The organism is Streptomyces sp. SID9727 (assembly GCF_010550605.1).
GTDB lineage: Bacteria > Actinomycetota > Actinomycetes > Streptomycetales > Streptomycetaceae > Streptomyces.
In genome coordinates this window covers 1-281 of record NZ_JAAGNI010000222.1, presented here as the reverse complement: position 1 = coordinate 281, position 281 = coordinate 1, and the positions used below count along the sequence as shown (strand labels likewise).

Annotated in this window: 1 pseudogene; it reads right to left on the bottom strand. The window is 80.1% G+C overall.

Annotated elements, in window-relative coordinates:
- Positions 1 to 281 (bottom strand): annotated as a pseudogene (locus G3I41_RS14225) (PucR family transcriptional regulator); the annotation flags it as partial.

Below are 281 nucleotides of genomic sequence, written 5' to 3'. Positions count from 1 at the left end.
CCGAGGCCGGGGAGCAGGACCGGGGTCGCCACGCGCAGCCGGGCGGCGATCTCGGCGGGCGCGGCACCCGCCTGGACCAGCTCCAGGACCTCCTGGGCGAGCCGGCGGCGCACCGTGCGGGCCGCGTCGCGGCGGTCGCGCTCGACGGCGATCAGCTGGGTGACACCCTGGAGGAGGTCGAGCCGCGCGGCCGGCCAGTCGCCCGCGTCGGCCTCCACGGCGAGCAGCCAGTCGGAGAGCACCGACTCCCGCACGTCGCGGGTGGGCGGCACCGCGCCGCC